Here is a 19,446-nt window from a genome sequence, read left to right on the forward strand (position 1 = left end):
CGACACGTGGGAGATTCGCGCGCATACACCGGAGATTCGGCTCGTGCAAGACGTCGCGCGGGACGTGAGCGTGCGCCTCCGCTACCGCTACCATCGGCAGTCGGCCGCCTTCTTCTACCGCGACATCTACGACCGCCTCGAGCGCTATCGCACCGATGACCCCAAACTCGGCGCGTTTTCCACGCACACCGCGGGCGCCGCGATCGAGGCGCCGCTTGCGCGGCTCGGCGCGACCGGCGAACTGGCTGCCGTCCGCGGCCAAGTCGTCGTCGAGTACGTGCGCCAGAACAACCGCTACGGCGATGCGATCGTCGCGCAGGTCGCGTGTACGATTCCGCTGACGTACTGAGCGGCAGGCATAGTCGCCGGCGCCTCCCGGCGCGTGCGGGCGGCGTGGCGAGGTCGTACAATCCGCCGCGATGAACCGATCGATCGTCCTCGCGGCGAGCGCCGCCCTGGCGACGGCCGCGCTCGCCTGCGGCGACGGCGGCGCGTGTGGGCCGGGTGACGCGCCCGCCGACGGCGTGACCGCCGCGATCGACGGCGCGCCGGTCGCCTACGGCAACTTCACCGCATCAGCCAACAACGACTGTACGCCCCCCGGGGCGGCGATCGTCAGCCTCACGGTCGACGCCGTCCAGGTCGCGCCGGCGCCCACCGGCGCATTCGCCCCCCACTTGACGCTGTGCATTCCGCGGCCGGATGCGGTCGGCGACGCCCCGGCGACGCTGGGCCTCGACGACGACGCGGACATCCGGCTCGTCGATCTGAACGCGCAGGTCGACGACTGCGCCGTGGCCCTGGACCGGACGGCGCCGGTCGACGCCACCGCGACGCTGGCCGGCTACTGCGACGACGGCGCCCACCCGGCCGGCTTCGCGATCGCATTGGCCGGCACGGTCGCGGTCACCCGCGACTGCGGCGGCGTCGTCACCGCCGCGACCGCGACGCTCGGCGGCCGAGCAGCGGTCGCCGCGCTGTCGCCGTGATCGCGCGCGCCGCCGCCACCACGGGAGCCAGCGCCTCGCGCGCAAGCGCGCGCAACGTGTCCGACGGCCGGATCGCGGCGGCGAACGCGGGGCCGAACGTGTAGTACGCGGCGACCGCCAACTCGCCGGCCACGTGCGTGCGCAGCGCAACGTCGCGCATGGCGCGCAGGTCGGCGACGTGCGCCTCGAGCGGCGATCCGTACGCCGCAGTCGCGACGAAGCATGCGTCGACCTCGCCCGCCTCCCGGCGCGGCGTCCGCACGTGGAGCACCGCGATCGGCCCGTAGTTGAGGCACTCGTCGAACGCGCGAATCGCGAAATAGTAGTTCGTGTTCGGCACGAGGTTGTCGAAGGTGACCTCCTGCAACGAGCCCGCCTCCTCGGGCGGAATGGGCGCCACGTCGATCATATCCGGATCGTCGAAATCGTCCGGCGTCACCGGGACGCCCGCGCGGTAGCGGATCTCGTAGCCCGCGACGGTCCCGACGTCACCGTCGTTGCCCGGCGCGATGAACTGGGCGGTCACCCGCGTCGGCGCAACGGCGACCGCCTCGAACTGATCGGGCGCCCCGGGGTCGAGCGCGTCGTCGGTCGGCCGCGTCGTCACGCGGAAGCGGAACGCGTCGCCGCCGTCGACCGTGAGCAACAGCCGCGACGCGCCGGAGCCGTCGACGCCCTCGGTGATCGTGCCGTCCGGCGCGCGCAGCCGCCCGTCGATCCCGTCGGGGTCGCCGTAGCCCGCGTAGTCGGCGGTCGACGCCACCTCGGGCGCGCCCGGGCCGATCGAAAACGGCACGCGATAGACGACCGACGGCTGGCCGCGATACGCCAATCCGTACTCCGACCACGGGATGCCGGTGGGCGACGGAAAGTCGTAAAACTCGTTCTGATCGAACTCCTTGGACACCTCGATCCACGCGACATAGTCGCCGTCGACCATCTCGTCCGGCAGCGCGTAGACGATCTTGTGCAGCATCCCGCCGACCGGGGTCGCCCGCGAGACGGCATCGAACGGGTTGAGCGCCGCGAACTGGCGGACGTCGTCGTCGTCGGTCCCCTCGACGTAGCTGTGGTCGGTCCGCGGCGGGTACAGCGAGGTCTCCGTGTCGGAAAACCGCCCCTTGTCGGTGTAGACGATGGACGCGCAGGTCTGGGTGTCCCACGCCGACTCGCCCGGCTTGAGCGGACGGCAGTAGAACGCATCGCGCGACGACTGGGCGAGCGGGTGCGACAGGTTCGTCTCGTCCAGGTTCTGAAAGACGACCTTCGGGAACGTGTAGCCGTGGCGGTGCGCCCACACCGGAAACGTCGTCTCCCGCCGCCCGTAGGGCCACAGCCACGCGCTGTTGAACTCCATCATGCCGGGGCGGTTGCCCAACCCGTAGGTGCCCGTGCGCTGCGTGATGAACACCGTGTCGACGTAGTTGCCGGCGGCGTCCTCGATCCACAAGACGATCTGCAGGTCGTCGGCCGGCGTGAAGTGGAACTCGACGACCCGACATTGCTGCGCGGCGGCGAACGCCGGCGCGCCGAGGACCGCCGCGAGCGCGACCAGCCCGGCGGCCAGTCGCAGCCGGCAGAGCCGGCCCGCTCGCCTGACGTCAAGATGGGGCACGACCGTTCGATTATGCGGCCCGCGCGGCCGGGTTCAACCGCGCCGGCGCCGGTTTCCGCCCCCCGCGAGGCCGCCACCGCGCGGGCCGTCGGCCGCACTCGATCGCCCGCTCGCCCGCCTCCGCCGGCGCGCGAACCCTGTGTAACAGGTTATAATCACACACAATTTCCAGGCCACCCGGCCTCCGCCTGTCACACCCGCCGGCTAGGTTCGAGCTAGTGATGGGAAGCCCCCCGGCTCGCTACCTCGTCGTGGACATCGAGACCGTGCCCGACACGGCCTTGTGGTCCGCGCCGGAGACGCCGCTCGGCACGGAACGGCCGTTTCCCCCGCCGTACGCCCACCGTACCATCACGATCGGCTGCATGTTGCTCGACGGCGACTACCGGCTCGTCAAGCTGGGCGTCGTCGGCGAAGGCCGCGGCATTCACGACGAACGCGAGTTGCTCGCGGAATTTTCCGCGTTCGTCGGTCGCGTCCGACCGCGCCTGGTCACCTACAACGGCCGCACATTCGATCTGCCGGTGCTCGCGTACCGCTCGCTGCACCACGGCGTGTCGGTGCCCTGGTACTACAACGAACGCGGCGTCCGCTACCGGTTCAGCGAGGAGGGGCACATCGATCTGTGCGACCTGCTGGCCGACCACGGCGCGACCCGCCCCGTGTCGCTCGACGCCCTCGCGCGCCTCATCGGCCTGCCGGGCAAGGTCGGCGTCGACGGCTCGCAAATCGAGGGCCTGTACAACGCCGGCAAGGCCGACGTCATCCAGAACTACTGCCTGGCCGACGTCGCGCAGACGGCGCTGTTGTTCCTGCGGTTTCGGCTGCTCCAGGGCCGGCTGTCGCAGGAGGCGTATCGCGCGGCCGCCGGCGAGCTGATGGCGCAACTGCGGGCCGACCCGCGCCTGCGCGAGCTGATGGACGCCGTCGACGGCGACCGGCTCCTGATGGCCGCGTGAGGCCGCTGTCGCGCCGGTTCTACCACCGCCGCACCGAGGACCTCGCCCGCGCGTTGCTCGGCAAGGTGATCGTGTGCGGCGATCGCGCCGGCCAGATCGTCGAGACCGAGGCCTACCTGGGGCCGGAGGATCTCGCGTCGCACGCGCGCTTCGGACCGACCGACCGCGCGCGCGTCATGTTCGGCCCGGCCGGCGTCGCCTACGTGTATCTGATCTACGGGATGTACGACATGTTCAACGTCGTCGGCCACGCGGGCGCCGAAGCGGGCGCGGTCCTCGTGCGCGCCATCGCGCCGGTGCGCGGACTCGGGGACGACCCGGCCGTCGGCCGCGGCCCCGGCAAGCTCACGCGCGCGCTCGGCATCCGCCGCGCCGACCACGACGGCGTGGACCTCACCGCCGGCGGCGCGCTGTTCATCGCCGGCGGCCGGCGGCCGGGGCCGATCGCGCGCGGTCCGCGCATCGGCGTCGACTACGCGGGCGCATGGAGCCGCGCGCCGCTGCGGTTCTGGATCGATGGGCACCCGGCGGTGTCGCGGAGGCGCTAGGAGGCTGTCGCGTATAGGCGGGCCAGCGAGGTTGCGCGATGCGAGGCGAGGTTCGGCGCACGCCCGCAGCGCACGAGGGCGCGCATCATCACACGGAACCGAAGGGCGCGAGGACGTACGCCGAAGATCGCCCGCAGATCGCGACCGCAGCCAGCGGCTATGCGCTACAGCCTCCCGGACAGGCGGCACGAGTGGCTCGGTCTGCGCCAGCCCTCGCGCCCCCTCGCGGCGCCGGCGCAGTCGGGCCCTGTCGGCGGCACGTCACGTTTCCTGCGTCCACCCGACCAGCTGGCCCCGCGACGCGCACCGCGATCACCGGCAGCGGACCGGCCCACGCCGAGTGGGCGGCCGCACGGGAACGCGGTGCGCCTCGGGCGAAGTGCATGGCATCTCGGGCAACGCGCGACGAAGGCGCCTGCAGGGGGCGAGCCACGGAGGAGCCCCGCGGAGGTCGTTTCGGGAACCGGCCGGAGGATGTGGTGTACTGAGGGACGGCCCCAGCGATGCCGCGCATCACATTCCTGCCGATGAACGTCGTCGTCGACTGCGAGGCCGGCGACACCGTGTTCGCCGCCGGCCGCCGCGCCGGCGTCCCGATCCCGACCAGTTGCGTCGGCCAGGCCACGTGCGGCCGGTGCCGCGTCGAAATCGTCTCGGGGGAGGATCACTTGCCCCCGCTCACGGACGACGAGCGCCGCCACCTCGGCAACGTCTACTTCATCACCCGCGTGCGGCTGAGCTGTCAGTGCCCCGTGTCCGGCGACGTCACCGTGCGCCTGCCGCCCGCGCGCCGTCGCTCCCGCTGACCGGGACCCTCGCGGTTACAACTCGACGCGGTGCGTGAGGACCGCGTCCTTGCGCACCTCGATCGTGACGACCTTCGAGATGCCGGCGGCCGGGTTGTCGAGACGGATGCGCTGGCGGCCGACCGGCAACTGAAAGTTGCGATCCTTCGGCGCTCGACCGAGCAGCCGGCCGCGAAACCACACGTTCGCCCACGTCGTCCTGCCCGTGATCGCGATGTTGACACGGCCGTACTCGACCGCGCTCGTGAGTTCGCGAAACACCTCGGTCGTTTGCCCGTCCTCGAGGTCCACCACGAGCGTCTCGGTCTTGTAGTTCGGCTTGTCGATCACGAGTTGCATCCCGCGCATCGGCGGCAGGTCGGAGCGGTCCAGCGGCGTCACGCCGAGCCGCGCCCCGTTGAGGCGCACGGTGGCGCCGCGCGGGCGCGTGTCGACGACGAGTCGCGCCGCGCGCGGCTCGAGCGTCTCTCGGATCGCGAACCGAACGCCCGGCTCGACGGCGACGTTCGGGATGACCTTCGGGCGGTAGTCATCGTGTTCCAGGGTGACCGTGTAGACCTCGAGCGCGCGCACGGGTATCTGCGTCGGCGTGACGTCGTCGTACAGCTCGCCGTTGAGCCGCACCCGCGCCCCCTCGGGCACCGTCTGGATGTCGAGCGTCCCCATCAGCGGCCCCGCGTCGACGGCGGCCGCCGCGACAGCCGCCGCCTCGGCCGGCCGCCGGTCCCCGCGATCGCGCGCGGCGACGACCGCACCGATCGCTGCGGCGGCCGCCGCCAGTGCCACCGCGCCCGCCGCCCACCGCCACCGGCGCGACGGGACCGGCGTCGCGACCGCGCCGTCCCCGGCCCCGGGACCGCGGCCCGGCGGCGCCGCATCGCGATCGGCCGGCGCGGCCGGCAGCGCGGACGTTCTGCCCGTCGTCCGGCCGCTGCGCTCGCCGCGGATGGCTGACGGTACCGCCGCGATCGTCCGCGTCTGACCTTCGCGCTCCCACAGGGTCGCGCCGTCGGCGTCCACGCCGCGGCGGACGAACGTCTGCGTGTGCAGCAGGCTCGCCTCCTCGGTCTGGCGATCCGCGTCCGCCTCGGTCGCGTCCGCGCCGACTGCGCCGCCGAGCTGTTGGCGGATGAGGTCGTCGATTGCGAGCTTGCCGCTGGCGGCCGCCACCGGCTCGGCGCGCGCCGCGCCGAGCACCGACTCGACCGTATCCGCGACATCGAGGGCCGATGCGACGATGCTGCTGTCGTAGCTCACCTCGGTGAGCGCGCGCTGGATGTCGGCCGCGCGCGCCGGCCGCCGCGCGACGTCGCGGTCGAGCATGCGCGCCAGCAGTTCGTCGATCCGCGGCGGCAATTGCGGCCGGATGTCCGTCACCCGCGGGATCGGCATGGACCGGATGTTGTCGATCACGGCCTGCGCGTCGTCTCCCGGAAACAGCTTGCGGCCGGTAAACAACTCGAACATCACGGCGCCGGCGGAAAACAGGTCCGAGCGGGCTTCCAGCGGCTCACCCTCCGCCTGCTCCGGCGACATGTAGCGCCACTTGCCCATGATGCGCCGCTCGGGGCGCGCGCGCGCGCGGTCGATCTCGGCCTGGGCGATGCCGAAGTCGGCGATCTTGACCTCGCCGGAGCGCGACAGCAGCACGTTCGACGGCGACACGTCGCGGTGGACGACGCCGCGCTGGTGTGCGTAGTCCAGCCCCTTGCACAGCTCGATGCAGATGTGCAGCGCCGCACCGATCGGAACCTGCTCGCCGCGGGCGTTGAGCGCGCGCAGCAGCGCCGCCAGGTCCAGCCCGTCCACGTACTCCATCGCGATGAACAGCGTCCCCTCGAACCGGCCGAAGTCGAACACCTGGACGATGTTGGCGTGCGCGAGCTGAACGGCGAGCTTGGCCTCCTGAATGAACCGCTCCTCGAACTCGGGGTCGCGGGCGAAGTCGGGCAGGATGCGCTTGATCGCCAGCGTCTTTTCGAAGCCGTGCGCCCCGTACGCTTTCGCCCGGAACACCTCGGCCATGCCGCCGGTCGCGATTCGTCCGACGATCTCGTAACGCTCGAGGCTCTTGTCCGGGGCAACCGTCACGCGGGCACCTGGTGGGCTATATTATGCGCGTGCCGAGGCGAGGGTTCTCGCGACGAGCCGCCGTTTTCGCGGCGGCGGTGGCGCCGGTGGTCGCGCTCGCGCAGACGGGCATCGAGCCGCCGGCGCCGCGGGTCGCGATCCTGAACCTCGCGACCAACCAGACGGCCGGTCACCGCATCGCCCGCGAGCTACGCCGCGCGCTGCTCGCCGACGACATGTACCGGCCGCTGCAGCCGGGTCCGCTGGCGACGGTGCTCGAAAAGGCGCTGCCCGCCGACCCGGCCGCCGATGTCGCGGCCGAGTTGCGCCGCGCCGACGAACTCATCGCCGAAGCCATCGAGCACATCACCAACCTGCGCGAGGAACAGGCGCGCGAACTGCTCAAGCGCGCCGAGGCCCGTCTCATCCGACTCAAACCGACGCGCGGCGTGCTCGACCGACTCGCCGAGATCAACTTTCAACTCGGTCGCATCTACATGCGCCGGTCCGATTCGCGGAGCGCGACCGACGCGTTCCGCGTCACCATGCGCCTGCAGCCCGACCGCCCGCCGCCCGACCCGCGCCGCTACGACCCCGACGTGATCGAGGCGTGGAGGGCGGCGAGCCTCGCGCAGGCGCGCACGGCCGTGGTCACGGTGACCGCCCCGTTCGACGGCGCGCGCGTGTTCATCGACGGCGTCCAGGTCGGCGTCACGCCATACCGCGCACAGCTCGAACCGGGCGCCCACTATTTCTGGGCCGAAATGGACAACAAGCAGCCGGCCGGGATGCGCGCCACCGCGATCTTCGAAGAGCCGCGCGAGGTCAATCTGCAGATCCGCCGCCTGCCGGACGACGCGATCGCCGCCCGCGTCAAGCGGAGCCTGCTCGCGGGGCCGCTCACCGAACAGGCGATCGCCACCGCGGTCCAGCAGCTGTACGAGCTGCTGCTCGTGAAATACGTCATCGTGCTCGCCGACCGCGACCCGACGGGGATTGGCGCCGCGGTGTTCGATGCGCGCGGCGCGCGGGTCACCGAGTGGGTGCCGGTGACCGAACGCGACGCCGCTGCGCTCGTACGGGCGCTGCCCGGGCGCGTCGACCTGTCCGCACCGGCCGTGGCCGGCGACGCCGGTCCGCCGGCGCCACCGGCTGACGCCGGACCGCCTGAACGCCCCTGGTGGCGCAATCCGATGAGCTACGCCGCGGTCGGCGGTGGTGCACTCATCGTGGTCGTCGGCGTGCTCATCCTCACCGCGTCCGAGGACGCGCCGGCGCCCCACCCGGACCTCACCTGCTGCATCGCGGGGGACGGTTTCCAGTAGCGATGGCGTCGCGCTCGCACTTCGGCCGGTCGAGCCGATCGCGCCGCACCCGGGCTTGCAGTTCCCCGAGCGCGCCGCCCGCTCGCCGGTACCGAACTGCCCGCGCGATCGCGGCGATCGCCGCGGCGGCGGCGGCATGCACCGATGGCCCGGCGCCGCTCGACGAGTTCGCAATCGAACTGGCCCTCGACACGACCGGCGCCGACGCTACCTGCGCACCGGGAGTCACCTGCGCATCCTTTCCGATCGGCTGCGACGCAATCGTCGGCGTGCGTGTGCTCGACCTGCCGGACCCCGATGCCCCGGACGCCCCCCCGCGGATTCGCGAGGAGGCGTGCGTGCCGCTGTCGGCGCTGCGGGCCGACAGCCTGTGCGATCTGGCCGACCCGACCGTCTTCCGCGTGCAGTTCACCAACGTCAAACCCGATCTCGCCCAGGTCGAGGTCGTCGTGTGGCGGGATCGCGGCGACGCCACCTGTCCGCCCGTGGACTTCACGGTCAACACCGGCCGGCCGATCGTCGCCCCCTCGGATGCCAATCCGCCCGCGTTTGGCCGCCGCGTGTTTCACGACTTCGGCGGCACCGATCCGACCGCCCGCGTCGAGTTGGCGTGCGTCACGCCGGACGTGCTCGACGCGCCGGAGTGCAATCCGCGCACCGTCGATCTGCGCGCCGACGTCTCCAACCTGCACACGCGGCTCGACGTCACCCTGGCGGAAGCGCAGGCGCTCGGCGTCCGCATCGGCCAGCCGACGCCCGTGGCCCCCGGCGACCCGCGCTACGAGCTGCGCCCCCAGGACCTCATCGAACTCGGCCTCATGGCCGGCGCGACGCCCACCTGGGAGGAACGCGACGTCGTGGTGCCCGACGACGCCTTCGCCGTCGGCTCCGACGTATGCGGGGTAGTCACCCCGTTCGGCTCGCAGCCGGTCGCGACGTGCGAGCTGGTCGTCGACGACGACGAGGTCCCGGACAACGCCGTCCGCGCCGTACACGTCGACGCATTCATGGTGCCGAGCGACGTCTGGGATCAAATCCAGGCGGCAATCGAACTCAACGTCGTGCCGCAAGGCGGCCTCGTGCTCGGCCGAGTGGTCGACACGAACTTGCTGCCGCTGGACAACGTGCAGGTGAGCGCGGTCGGCGCATCGCCGACGGTGCAATACCTCAACGACGACCTGACCGGCTTCCGGGACGGCGGCGGCGCACCGCTTGCCGCGACGTCGACATCGGGCTACTTCGTCGCGCGCGGCAGCATTCCGTTCAAGACCGCGTGGACCGCGACGCGCCCCGGCACGTGGCGGATGGTCGGCCAGCCGACCGGCGGAGAGCTCGGCAACAAGACGATCACAATCGTCCAAATTGTAATGACGCAGGACTTCGAGCCGTAGCCGACCCGGCCGGTCAGCTCTTCTTCGGGTTCGTCATGCCGAGCCGGTTGAGCATCTTGTGGATCGACATGCGGTCGATCCCCGCCGCGCGCGCGGCGGCGCTGATGTTGCCGTCGTGCGCCTCGAGCAGCCGGCTGATGTAGCGGCGCTCGAACTCCTCGACCAGCGCCTGTTTGGCGACCTTGAACGGCGTGTGGATGTCCACGACCACCGCCAGCGTGTCCCCGGTGGCCGGCCCCGGCGTCGCGTCGGCCAGTCCGTCGGCGGTCGGCGCGCGCCGGCGGCCGCGAATCGCCGTCTTCGACAGCTGGACGCCGCCGGCGGCGTCCGCGAGCAGCACCGCGCGCTCGATGACGTTGCGCAGTTCGCGCACGTTGCCCGGCCAATCATGCTTCATCATGAGTTCGATCGTGGCCGGATCGAGCCGCGTCCCCTCGGCGCCGGGCGTGATCGACAGAAAGTGTTCGACCAGCAGCGGAATGTCCTCGCGCCGCTCGCGCAGCGGCGGCACGTGAACGCGGGCAACCGCAAGCCGATAGTAGAGGTCCTCGCGAAACCGGCCGCGGTTGACCTCGACGCCCAGGTCGCGATTCGTCGCCGCGACGACGCGGATGTCGGTCGCGATCGTCTTCGTGCCGCCGACGCGGCGCACCTCCTTGCGTTCGAGCACGCGCAGCAGCTTCGGCTGCATCGACAGCGGTAGCTCGCCGATCTCGTCGAGAAACACCGTCCCGCCGTTGGCGCGTTCGAACGCGCCGGCGTGCGCATGCGTCGCGCCGGTGAACGCGCCCTTCTCGTGGCCGAACAGCTCGCTCTCGATCAGATTCTGCGGAATGGAGCCGCAGTCGAGCACCACGAACGGCCCGTCGCGCCGTCTGCTGTGCTCGTGGATCGCCTCGGCGACCAGTTCCTTGCCGGTGCCGGTCTCGCCGGTGATCAGCACGGTGGCGTCAGACGCCGCGATCTTCTCGAGCCGCGCGAACAGCTCGCGCATCGGCACGCTGCGGCCGACGAGCCCGCCGAACGAATCCTCCGACGCCAGTTCCACCTCGACCGACTCGCCGAGCGGCTCGAACCGCAGCTTCGTCGCACCTACCTGGATCACCGTGCCGGGCGAGATATAGATGTCGTTGACCCGATAGCCGCCGACGAACGTGCCGTTGGTCGAGTCGAGGTCTCGCAGTCGATAGCCGCGCTCGTCGAGGCGGATCTCGCAGTGCAGCCCCGACACCTTCGGGTCCGACAGTTGGAGGTCGTTGCCGCGCCGCGCGCCGATGCGCAGCACCGCCGCCTCGTAATCGCGGATCAGCCCCTTGTCCGGCCCCGCGATCACCTCGATGCGGCAGCGCCGAATGCGCACTCCCGAGGCGCGGCCGGCGGCATAAGTGACCCATGTTCCCGAACGCAGGTCGTCTACCGCCATCGGCCGCAGCCTATCACGCGGCGGCTGGATCCCGCGCCGGCGCGCGCTGGCGGGAGCCGCGCGATGCTCACCGCCGCTGACATGGCCGCCCCGCTCGCGCGCGCTTTGCTGCTAGCCTGTGGCCATGGCCGCCGACTCCCCACTGCCCCCGGAACTGGAGCGCACGACCGAACTCGACGACGCGTGGCGCGTGGCCAACCACGGCGACCGGCTCGCCGCGGTTCGCCGCGCCGCGCGCCGGCTCAAGGACCGCATCGTCGCGTCCGGCCGGGCCGTGAGCGTGTCCACCTACGCGATCTCGTCGCTGCCGTATCCGGCCCGGTTCGGCCTGTCTGGGGCCGACCGCGGGCTCACGCCGCACGTGATCATGAAAAATCGGATGCAGTTGGTCCAGGTGGACGCCGGCGGCCGCATCGTCAACATCCTCGTCAATCCGACGGACCCGCATCGGGCGCAGGCCGCTCCGTTCATTCGCAAACAGCTCGACCGCTACCCGCGCCTCGTCGCCGACTGGCTGCGCGCGCGACTGGTGCACTCGGATGTGGCGACCGCGCTGCGCAGCGCCGGCGTCGCCCCGGAGGACATCGACTACATCACGTTCGACCACCTCCACGTACAGGACGTCCGCGGTCTGCTCGGCACCGTCGAGCCGGAGCCCGGCCGCGACGCGCCGACGCCCGCGTTGCTGCCGAACGCCAAGCTGCTGGTCCAGCGCCCCGAAGTCGACCTGTTTCGCAACCTGCACCCGATGCAGCGCTACTGGTACGTCGAAAACTGCCTGGCCGGCGTATCGCCCGACAAGATCGTCGTGCTCGACGGCGATTACCTGTTGGGCGCGGGGTTCGCGATCGTCCGCACGCCCGGTCATACCGACGGCAACCACTCGCTGGTCGTCCACACCGACACCGGCGTGTGGACCATCAGCGAAAACGGCATCGCCGTCGAGTGCTACGCGCCCGAGCACAGCGACAACCCGAGGCTACGCGCCTACGCGCGCCACTACGACGTCGAGGTGATCCTCAACGGCAACACGCGCGAGCGGTCCAATGACCAGTACACGTCGATGATCCTCGAAAAGACGTTGGCCGACCCGAGCGTCGCCCGCCCCGAGTTCCCGCAGACGTTTCCGTCGTCCGAACTGCAGGCGAGCCCGTTGGCGCCGGGTATTCGCCCCACGTTCGAACACGGAGAGATCCGCCACGGCGTGATCCAACCCAAGGTGCCGGCAGCCGCCGGCGACCGCGCCGCATCGATGTGACCCGATCGCGCGCGGTGTTCACGCCGGTGATCGCCGCGGCCGCGCTCGTCGCCGTCGCCGCCGGGGCCGCGGTCTATGCCGGGCGCGCCGGCCTCGCGTTCTTGCCGGGGCTCAACGACCCGCAGCCGCCGCTGGCGCAAGCGGATCCCGTCGCGTCGCCGACACCCCCTGCCCTGTCGGAGCGCGTGGTACTCGTTATCGTCGACGGGCTCGCCGAGCGCGCGTCATACGGCCTGCCGTTCATCGACCGGCTGCGCGCGGTTGGCACCGACGCGATCGCCACCGCGCACGCGCCGTCGATCTCGCGGCCCAACTACGTCGCCATCGTCACCGGCGTGCCCCCGCTTTATAGTGGCGTCCGCAACAACGCCTACCACTTTCCAGTGCGGCTCGACTCGATCATGCGCCGGTTGCGCGCGGCCGGCAGGGAGACCGCGTACGTGTCCGAATCGTCCACGGGTTTCGGCTACCTGTTCGCCGAGGACATCGAGGACATCGACTACTCGCCGTGGCCCGGCGGATTCGAGCAGTCGGCGCACCTCGCGCTGCGCCGCGGCTACCCGCTCGTCATCCTGCTGCCGGGCTGGGTGGACGACGCCGGCCACCTGTACGGTGCCGCCAGCGACGAGTATCGCGCCGCCGCACACCGCGTCGACCGCGCCCTCGACGAAATCCTCGGCCACGTCGACCTCACGCGTACCACCGTCATCGTCACCGCCGACCATGGCCACCTGGACGGCGGCGGCCACGGCGGCGTCGAGCCGGAGGTGCTCGAGGTCCCCCTGGTCCTCGCCGGCGCCGGCATCCGCCCCGGCGCGCTCATCCGCGAGCCGCGGCTGATCGACATCGCGCCGACCGTGGCCGCGTTGCTCGGCGTACCCGCGCCGGGCCACGGATTTGGTCGCACTCTCGTCGAAGCGCTCGCCGTCGACGCGGGCGCGGCCGATGCGCTGCGCCGCGCCGACGACGCGCGCATCCGCCGCAACCGCGCCGTGGTCGACGCGGCCATCCGGCGCGCGCGGGCTCGACGCGACGCCAGCCGAACGCGCCGCCTCGCGCTGGTGTTCGTCGCGGTCGCGGCCGGCGGGCTCGCGCTGGTCGCCGGGCGCCGGCTCGGCGCGTTCCTGGTCGACTGGCGCGTCCTCGCGATCGCGCTGCCCGCGTTCCCGCTGACCTTCTACGCGCTCGTCGCGATCGCCGGGCACCGCGCGTCGCTGTCGGCGCTGCCGGACGAGGGCGTTGGCGCGCGCATCGTGTTCTGGTTCGGCCTCGCGGCGACCGGCGTGCACGTGGCCGCCGCATGGCTCGCGCTGCGCGGCCGCGTCGTGCTGCGCAACCGGCTCGCGGCAGCCAACGCGCTCGCGTGGTGCGGGCTGTTCGTCGCCGGCGTTCCGGCCGCCATGGCGTGGGCGCTGTACGGCGGCGGACCGTTCGTCGACTTGCCCGGTCCGCGACTGCTGTTCTTGATTCCCGCGATGTACATCTCGGTCGCCTGCTACGCTGCGGCCGCCGGCGCCAGCCTCGGACTCGAATTGGTCGTGTTCTTCGCGCGCGTGTTCGACCCGCGATGGGCGCTCCGCCGCGCGCAACGCCGCGTCGATCGCGAGCGCCAGCGCCTCGCGGGCGACCGCCCGGGCGACGCGGGCGATTGACGCGCTGCGGCCGAGTCCAGCCGCCGCGGCCGGACCGAGGTCTGCTATAACGCGCGCACCCCACCCCGGGAGGCCTCATGACACGCGACTTCGCCCTACCGGGCACCCCCCATCGTTACGCGCGCGACCGCGCGTTCGACATTCGGCACTACCGCATCGGCGTCCGGCTGGACGTACCGAACCGGGCGATCGACGCGACCTGCGCGATCGACGCCGCCCCGATCGCCACCGCCCGCCGATGGCTAGAACTCGATGCCGTCGAACTCGACGTGCGCGCCGTCCGCGCCGGTGGCCGCGCGCTCGACTTCCGCAACGACGGCCGCACGCTGCGCGTCGACCTCGGCGAGCCCGCCGCGCCCGGCCAGCCGTTTTGCGTCGACATCGACTACGCCGCACGACCGCGGCGCGGCCTCTACTTCGTCGGCCCGGACGACGGCTACCCGAACAAGCCGGCGCAAGTGTGGACGCAGGGTCAAGATCAGGATTCGCGCTACTGGTTCCCGTGCTTCGATCAACCGCACGAAAAGGCCACGAGCGAGGTGATCGCGACAGTGCCGCGCGGCTGGTTCGCCCTGTCCAACGGCGCGCTGGTCGACCGCCGCTCGGACGGAGACGGGGACACCTTCCACTGGCGGTTCGACGTGCCCCATTCCTGTTACCTCATCACGCTCGCCGCCGGCGACTTCGCCGAGATCGACGACGAGTGCGACGGGATCGCCGTTCGCTACTACGTCCAACGCGGCCGCGAGGACGACTGCCGCCGCGCACTGTCGAGGACGCCGGAAATGGTGCGCCTGTTTTCGGATAGGTTCGGCGTCCGCTACCCCTATGCCAGCTACTCGCAGGTGTTCGTCGCCGACTTCATCTTCGGCGGGATGGAGAACACGACCGCGACCACACTCACGGATACCGTTTTGTACGACGAACGCGCCGCGCTCGACTTCGACGTCGACGCCCTCGTCGCCCACGAGTTGGCGCACCAGTGGTTCGGCGACTTGCTCACCTGCCGCGACTGGGGTCAGGGCTGGCTCAACGAAGGGTTCGCGACCTACGCCGAGTACGTGTGGCGCGAACACGCCGAGGGCCGCGACGCCGCGGCGCTCGAACTCGACGAGTGGGCCGAGCAGTACTTTCGCGAGGACGCAAGCCGCTACCGGCGGCCGATCGCGACCAACGTCTACGACGAGCCGATCGACGTCTTCGACCACCACCTGTACGAAAAAGGCGGCCGGGTGCTGCACATGCTGCGGCAGGTGCTCGGCGACGACGCGTTCTGGGCGTCCATCGCGCACTACCTGCGCAAGCACCAAACGAGCGCGGTGGAGACGCGCGACCTCGCGCGCGCGATCGAGGACGCCACCGGGCGAGTGCTCGACTGGTTCTTCGATCAATGGGTGCTGGCCGGCGCCGGGCATCCGGAGCTGAAGGTCGCGCACCGGTGGGACGCCGATGCGCGCGTGGCCGAGGTGGTCGTCGACCAGACGCACAAGACGGACGACAAGACGCCGTTGTTCCGCCTGCCGACCCGCGTGCGGTTCCGCGTCGACGGCCGCGACATCGACTTCGACGTCGAGGTGTCGGAGCGGCGGCATACCTTCTACTTCGCGCTGGCCGCCGAGCCGGCGCAGGCGATCTTCGACCCGGGACGGCACCTGCTCGCCAAGATCGACGAAGACAAGCCGCTGCCGGCGTGGATCGACCAGCTGGCGGCGGCCACCGAGGGGATCGACCGCATCGCGGCCGCGCGCCGGCTCGGCAAACTCGGCGGCCACCAGGCCGAGGCCGCGCTGATCGACGCGCTCGACGCCGACCCGTTCTGGGGCGTGCGCGCCGCCGCGGCCGACGCGCTCGGCGCGCTGCGCACTCCGACCGCGCGGGATGCGCTGATCCGCGCCGCCGACGCCACGCAGCATCCGAAGGCACGGCGGGGCGTCGTCCGCGCCCTCGGCGCGTTTCGTCGCGACGAGGCCGCCGCCGAGGCGCTCGCCCGCATCGTCGAGACGGGCGATCCGAGCTACTTCGTCGAAGCCGAAGCCTGCCTCGCGCTGGGCAAGACGCGCAGCCCGCGCGCCCCGGCCGTGCTGCGCGCCGCGCTGGCGCGCGACTCGTTCCGCGACGTGATCCGGCAGCACGCCTACCGCGGCCTCGCCGAGGCGAACGACGACACGGCGCTCGACCTGCTGTTGGCCGGCACCGACTACGGCCGCGACCCGCACGGCCGGCGCGCGGCGATCGGCGCGGCGGCCCAGCTCGCGGCCGGCCGCCGCGACCGCGATGCGCGCCGCGTGCGCGAACGCGCCGAGGAACTGCTCGCCGATCGCGACTTCCGAGTCCAGGCCGCCGCGGTCGAGGCGGTCGCGACGCTCGCCGACCCCGCGTCGATTCCGGCGCTGCGCGACCTCGCCGACCGCGACCTCGACGGCCGGCTCAAGCGCCGCGCCCGCGAGATTATCCGCGACATCGAGGAGGGCCGCGCCGCCGGCGAGCGCGTCGACGCACTGGCGTCGGCGGTGGACGAGCTGCGCGCCGATCTCGCCGCGCTGCGCGCGCGGGTCGACCGCGCCGGCACGCGCGGCAAGCCGGCCCCGCGCCGGCGGGCGACCGGCGGCAAGAAAACGGCGCGCCCGCGCCGCGACGCGTGACGCGCCGGTCGCACCTCCGTGCAATCACGACCAGTTGCACCGCGCACTTGCCGCAGTGCGGCCGCGGCTGCTACGCATTTCCTGCAAGCAGGAGGCACACCATGGCACTCGGATCCCTCGGCGCCCGCGTTCAGCCGCTGCCCGGCTCGGCGGCGGTCGCATCCCCGGACGTCCGCGTCCGGTTCATTCGCAAGACGTACCTTCACCTCGCCGCGGCGATCGCGCTGTTCACCGCGCTCGAGTACCTGTTCGTCACGTCGGAGGCCGGCCGGAGCTTCACCGCGTGGGCCGTCGGCGGCCGCGGCCACTGGCTGGTCGTCCTCGGCGCGTTCATGGCGGCCGGCTGGCTCGCCGACCGGTGGGCGCGCTCGAACGTGTCGGCGACCGCACAGTACGTCGGCCTGCTTCTGTACGTCGTGGCCGAAGTCGTCATCATGTGCCCGCTGTTGTACGTCGTCGCGATCGTCGCCAAGCAACCGAACACGATCGCGATGGCCGGCGTGATGACGCTGATGCTGTTCGCCGGCCTCACGGCGACCGTGTTCATCACGAAGAAGGACTTCTCGTTTCTGCGCGGCGCGATCACGGTTGGTGGCTTCTGTGCGCTCGGCCTGATCGTCGCGAGCATGCTGTTCGGCTTCCACCTCGGCCTGCTGTTTTCGTTCGCCATGATCGCGCTCGCGGCCGCGGCGATCCTGTACGACACGTCGCAGGTCATGCGCCACTACCGGCCGACGCAGCACGTCGCGGCGTCGCTGGCGCTGTTCGCATCCGTGGCGCTGATGTTCTACTACGTGTTGATGTTCCTGATGCAGCTCCAGCGCGACTGACGGATGCGGTCCCGGGCCGGCGGCGGCGCCCGGCCCGGCCGTCACCGCCGGTAGCGCTCGTATGCCTGTTCCCAGTTGGCGCCGTCGAACCGCTGGACCGCGAGCGCGTCCACATCGACGCCGTCGACGCAGCGAACGTTGACGTCGATCTTGTCTGGGTCCGAGCGCGGCACGTAAAACGGCGCGCAGCCGCACGTGCGGCAAAAATGATGCTGCGCCACGCCGGTGTTGAAGGTGTACGTCGCGATCGCGTCGGAACCGGACAGCAACCGAAACGCGTCGCGCGGAACGATCCAGTGCAGATACCCCTTTTTGGTGCAGATGGAACAGTTGCACACGAGAACGCGCTCGATGCGACCGTCCGGCGGCCGCACTTCGAATCGGATGCGACCACAGTGACACCCGCCGGTGTAGGTCACGGCGCCCCCATAGCGGCCTTCCACCGCGGCTCGGCGTCTGCCGGACCGACCGCGACAAGCGTCCACTTGCCGGCCCGCCACGACAGCGCGACGTCGGCGCCGACGACGCGGCGGTGCCTGCGCGGCGCCGGGTCGCGCGTCCGCCGCGCGACCACCGTGACCGGTCGTCCGTCCACGAGATACCGCACGAGGCCCACCCGGCCGCGCTGCAGTTCGAACGCCCGCGCGCCGACGATGTCGACGCCGTCGCCGGGCGGCGGCCAGGGCGTCCGTCCGCCGAGCGCGCCGACACTCCACGCCGTCAGCTCGGCCGCCGACGGGTGGTCGATCTCCCACGTCTGGTCTGCGCGATGCTCCTCGACCGCGCGGGTGAGCAGCTCGTTGTTCTTGCGCGGAACGAACAAGTAGACGCCCGCCACCGTGGCGGCCAATGCCGCAAACGTGAGCGCCGCCGACAGCGAGTTGCTGCGCAAGATGAAATCCGGGTCGCGCTTTTCCTCGGGATGTAGAGTGGATGGCATCGGCGTGTGGGAACGCAATGGTAGGCTGCCGCCGCGCGATGCTCAACCGACTGCTTCTCGGAGACAACCTGCCGATCCTCGAAAACACGCCGGACGGCAGCGTAGATCTGGTCTACGTCGATCCGCCGTTCGGCACTGGCACGACCCAGCGCGGCCGGGCCGCGCTGGCGTACCGGGACGACCGCACGAACCCCGACGACTTTGTCGCGTGGCTCGCTCCTCGGCTCGCGCACTGCCGCCGCACGTTGCGCGACCACGGCTCGCTCTTCGTTCACCTCGACTACCGCGCCGTCCACTACGTCAAGGTCGCGCTCGACCGGCTGTTCGGCCGCCAGCGGTTCGTCAACGAAATCGTGTGGGCGTACTCGGTCGGCGGCAAGGGGCGCCGCGGTTTCGGCCGCAAGCACGACACGATCTTGTGGTATGCGCGGACGCGCGACTATGCGTTTTTTCCCGACGCCGTGCGGGTGCCGCGCAAACCGAATTCGCACATGCGGACGGCGCGCACGCCCGACGGCCAGCTCGTGCAAGAGAAAACGGATCGCCGCACCGGCAAGGTCTACCGGTATCCGGTCGCGCGCGGCAAGCTGCCCGACGACGTGTGGACCGACATCGAGACGCTCAATCGCGGCGCGGCCGAGCGAACCGGCTATCCGACTCAGAAGCCGGAACGGTTGATCGAGCGCATCGTGCTCGCGACGACCGTGCCCGGCTGGACGGTCGCCGACTGGTTCTGCGGCTCGGGGACCACCGCGGTCGTCGCGTACCGGCATGGCCGCGGCTTCGTTGCGGCCGACGTCAACCCGGACGCGATCGCGACCGCGACGCGCCGGCTGGCAGCCGCCGGTTGCGACGTGCGCGCCCACCACGTACGCGCCGACGGCAGCGCCGACTACGGCGCGCCGATGCCCAGGTCGTCGTCCGCGTAGTCGCCTGCGCCCGCGTCGCCGCCCGGCGCGCCGATGCCCAGGTCGTCGTCCGCGTAGTCGCCCGCGCCC

The 19,446-nt window shown here is 71.6% G+C and carries 17 protein-coding genes; 12 read left to right on the forward strand and 5 right to left on the reverse strand.

Going from position 1 to position 19,446, the window contains the following annotated elements; translation table 11 throughout:
- Positions 1-349: DUF3570 domain-containing protein (locus tag D6689_09715; protein ID RMH41918.1), on the forward strand; the 349-nt coding region annotated here is incomplete at its 5' end.
- 70 nt (positions 350-419) lie between these two features.
- Positions 420-989, forward strand: a complete 570-nt coding sequence (locus D6689_09720) for a hypothetical protein (GenBank protein ID RMH41919.1) — start codon at positions 420-422, stop codon at positions 987-989.
- Here D6689_09720 and D6689_09725 read toward each other — a convergent pair.
- Positions 931-2,604 (reverse strand): fibronectin type III domain-containing protein, encoded by a 1,674-nt coding sequence (locus D6689_09725; protein RMH41920.1) that lies wholly within the window; start codon positions 2,602-2,604, stop codon positions 931-933. The two genes, D6689_09720 and D6689_09725, sit on opposite strands and share 59 nt — an antisense overlap.
- Before the next feature lie 221 nt (positions 2,605-2,825).
- Between D6689_09725 and D6689_09730 the strand changes: the two genes are divergently transcribed.
- From D6689_09730 to D6689_09740, 3 genes are all read left to right on the forward strand, one after another.
- The gene (locus D6689_09730) at positions 2,826-3,563 is read left to right on the forward strand and encodes a hypothetical protein (protein ID RMH41921.1); all 738 of its coding nucleotides are present in this window, start codon (positions 2,826-2,828) and stop codon (positions 3,561-3,563) included.
- On the forward strand, positions 3,560-4,111 hold the full coding sequence (locus tag D6689_09735) for a DNA-3-methyladenine glycosylase (GenBank protein RMH41922.1): 552 nt from the start codon (positions 3,560-3,562) through the stop codon (positions 4,109-4,111). Before D6689_09730 ends, D6689_09735 begins: the two co-directional genes overlap by 4 nt.
- A gap of 503 nt (positions 4,112-4,614) precedes the next feature.
- Positions 4,615-4,917, forward strand: a complete 303-nt coding sequence (locus D6689_09740; protein RMH41923.1) for a ferredoxin — start codon at positions 4,615-4,617, stop codon at positions 4,915-4,917.
- Between the two features lie 15 nt (positions 4,918-4,932).
- Here the strand turns inward: D6689_09740 and D6689_09745 are convergent, their stop codons facing one another.
- Entirely contained in the window at positions 4,933-7,008 is a 2,076-nt protein-coding gene (locus D6689_09745; protein RMH41924.1) for a PEGA domain-containing protein, read from the reverse strand.
- Positions 7,009-7,223: 215 nt separating this feature from the next.
- Between D6689_09745 and D6689_09750 the strand changes: the two genes are divergently transcribed.
- Positions 7,224-8,312 (forward strand): PEGA domain-containing protein, encoded by a 1,089-nt coding sequence (locus D6689_09750; GenBank protein RMH41934.1) that lies wholly within the window; start codon positions 7,224-7,226, stop codon positions 8,310-8,312.
- A 2-nt stretch (positions 8,313-8,314) separates the two neighbouring features.
- Complete coding sequence (locus tag D6689_09755) at positions 8,315-9,703, forward strand: hypothetical protein (protein RMH41925.1); 1,389 nt, start codon at positions 8,315-8,317, stop codon at positions 9,701-9,703.
- Between the two features lie 13 nt (positions 9,704-9,716).
- Here D6689_09755 and D6689_09760 read toward each other — a convergent pair whose 3' ends face one another.
- The gene (locus tag D6689_09760) at positions 9,717-11,126 is read right to left on the reverse strand and encodes an FHA domain-containing protein (GenBank protein ID RMH41926.1); all 1,410 of its coding nucleotides are present in this window, start codon (positions 11,124-11,126) and stop codon (positions 9,717-9,719) included.
- A gap of 124 nt (positions 11,127-11,250) precedes the next feature.
- Between D6689_09760 and D6689_09765 the strand changes: the two genes are divergently transcribed.
- The 4 genes from D6689_09765 (at position 11,251) to D6689_09780 (ending at position 17,508) form a co-directional block, all read left to right on the forward strand.
- Positions 11,251-12,384, forward strand: a complete 1,134-nt coding sequence (locus tag D6689_09765; GenBank protein RMH41927.1) for a hypothetical protein — start codon at positions 11,251-11,253, stop codon at positions 12,382-12,384.
- Entirely contained in the window at positions 12,381-14,036 is a 1,656-nt protein-coding gene (locus tag D6689_09770; protein ID RMH41928.1) for a hypothetical protein, read from the forward strand. Before D6689_09765 ends, D6689_09770 begins: the two co-directional genes overlap by 4 nt.
- 77 nt (positions 14,037-14,113) lie before the next feature.
- A complete protein-coding gene (locus D6689_09775) occupies positions 14,114-16,678 on the forward strand; it encodes a peptidase M1 (protein ID RMH41929.1) in 2,565 nt (854 codons plus the stop codon).
- 101 nt (positions 16,679-16,779) lie between these two features.
- Positions 16,780-17,508, forward strand: a complete 729-nt coding sequence (locus D6689_09780) for a permease (protein ID RMH41930.1) — start codon at positions 16,780-16,782, stop codon at positions 17,506-17,508.
- Positions 17,509-17,549: 41 nt separating this feature from the next.
- Here D6689_09780 and D6689_09785 read toward each other — a convergent pair whose 3' ends face one another.
- Positions 17,550-17,951, reverse strand: coding sequence for a GFA family protein (locus D6689_09785; GenBank protein RMH41931.1), 402 nt, complete (start codon positions 17,949-17,951; stop codon positions 17,550-17,552).
- The gene (locus D6689_09790; protein RMH41932.1) at positions 17,924-18,448 is read right to left on the reverse strand and encodes a hypothetical protein; all 525 of its coding nucleotides are present in this window, start codon (positions 18,446-18,448) and stop codon (positions 17,924-17,926) included. The genes D6689_09785 and D6689_09790 overlap by 28 nt, the downstream gene beginning before the upstream one ends.
- Between D6689_09790 and D6689_09795 the strand changes: the two genes are divergently transcribed.
- The gene (locus D6689_09795; protein ID RMH41933.1) at positions 18,442-19,377 is read left to right on the forward strand and encodes a site-specific DNA-methyltransferase; all 936 of its coding nucleotides are present in this window, start codon (positions 18,442-18,444) and stop codon (positions 19,375-19,377) included. The genes D6689_09790 and D6689_09795 overlap by 7 nt on opposite strands.
- Positions 19,378-19,446: the final 69 nt, after the last annotated feature.

Source organism: Deltaproteobacteria bacterium (genome assembly GCA_003696105.1).
In the GTDB taxonomy this organism is placed as follows: Bacteria; Myxococcota_A; Polyangia; order Haliangiales; family J016; genus J016.

Coding starts and splice junctions, on each gene's coding strand:
- D6689_09720 (RMH41919.1), top strand. CDS start 420: ATGAACCGATCGATCGTCCTCGCGGCGAGCGCCGCCCTGGCGACGGCC.
- D6689_09730 (RMH41921.1), top strand. CDS start 2,826: ATGGGAAGCCCCCCGGCTCGCTACCTCGTCGTGGACATCGAGACCGTG.
- D6689_09740 (RMH41923.1), top strand. CDS start 4,615: ATGCCGCGCATCACATTCCTGCCGATGAACGTCGTCGTCGACTGCGAG.
- D6689_09750 (RMH41934.1), top strand. CDS start 7,224: ATGTACCGGCCGCTGCAGCCGGGTCCGCTGGCGACGGTGCTCGAAAAG.
- D6689_09755 (RMH41925.1), top strand. CDS start 8,315: ATGGCGTCGCGCTCGCACTTCGGCCGGTCGAGCCGATCGCGCCGCACC.
- D6689_09760 (RMH41926.1), bottom strand. CDS start 11,126: ATGGCGGTAGACGACCTGCGTTCGGGAACATGGGTCACTTATGCCGCC.
- D6689_09765 (RMH41927.1), top strand. CDS start 11,251: ATGGCCGCCGACTCCCCACTGCCCCCGGAACTGGAGCGCACGACCGAA.
- D6689_09775 (RMH41929.1), top strand. CDS start 14,114: ATGACACGCGACTTCGCCCTACCGGGCACCCCCCATCGTTACGCGCGC.
- D6689_09780 (RMH41930.1), top strand. CDS start 16,780: ATGGCACTCGGATCCCTCGGCGCCCGCGTTCAGCCGCTGCCCGGCTCG.
- D6689_09795 (RMH41933.1), top strand. CDS start 18,442: ATGGCATCGGCGTGTGGGAACGCAATGGTAGGCTGCCGCCGCGCGATG.
- D6689_09790 (RMH41932.1), bottom strand. CDS start 18,448: ATGCCATCCACTCTACATCCCGAGGAAAAGCGCGACCCGGATTTCATC.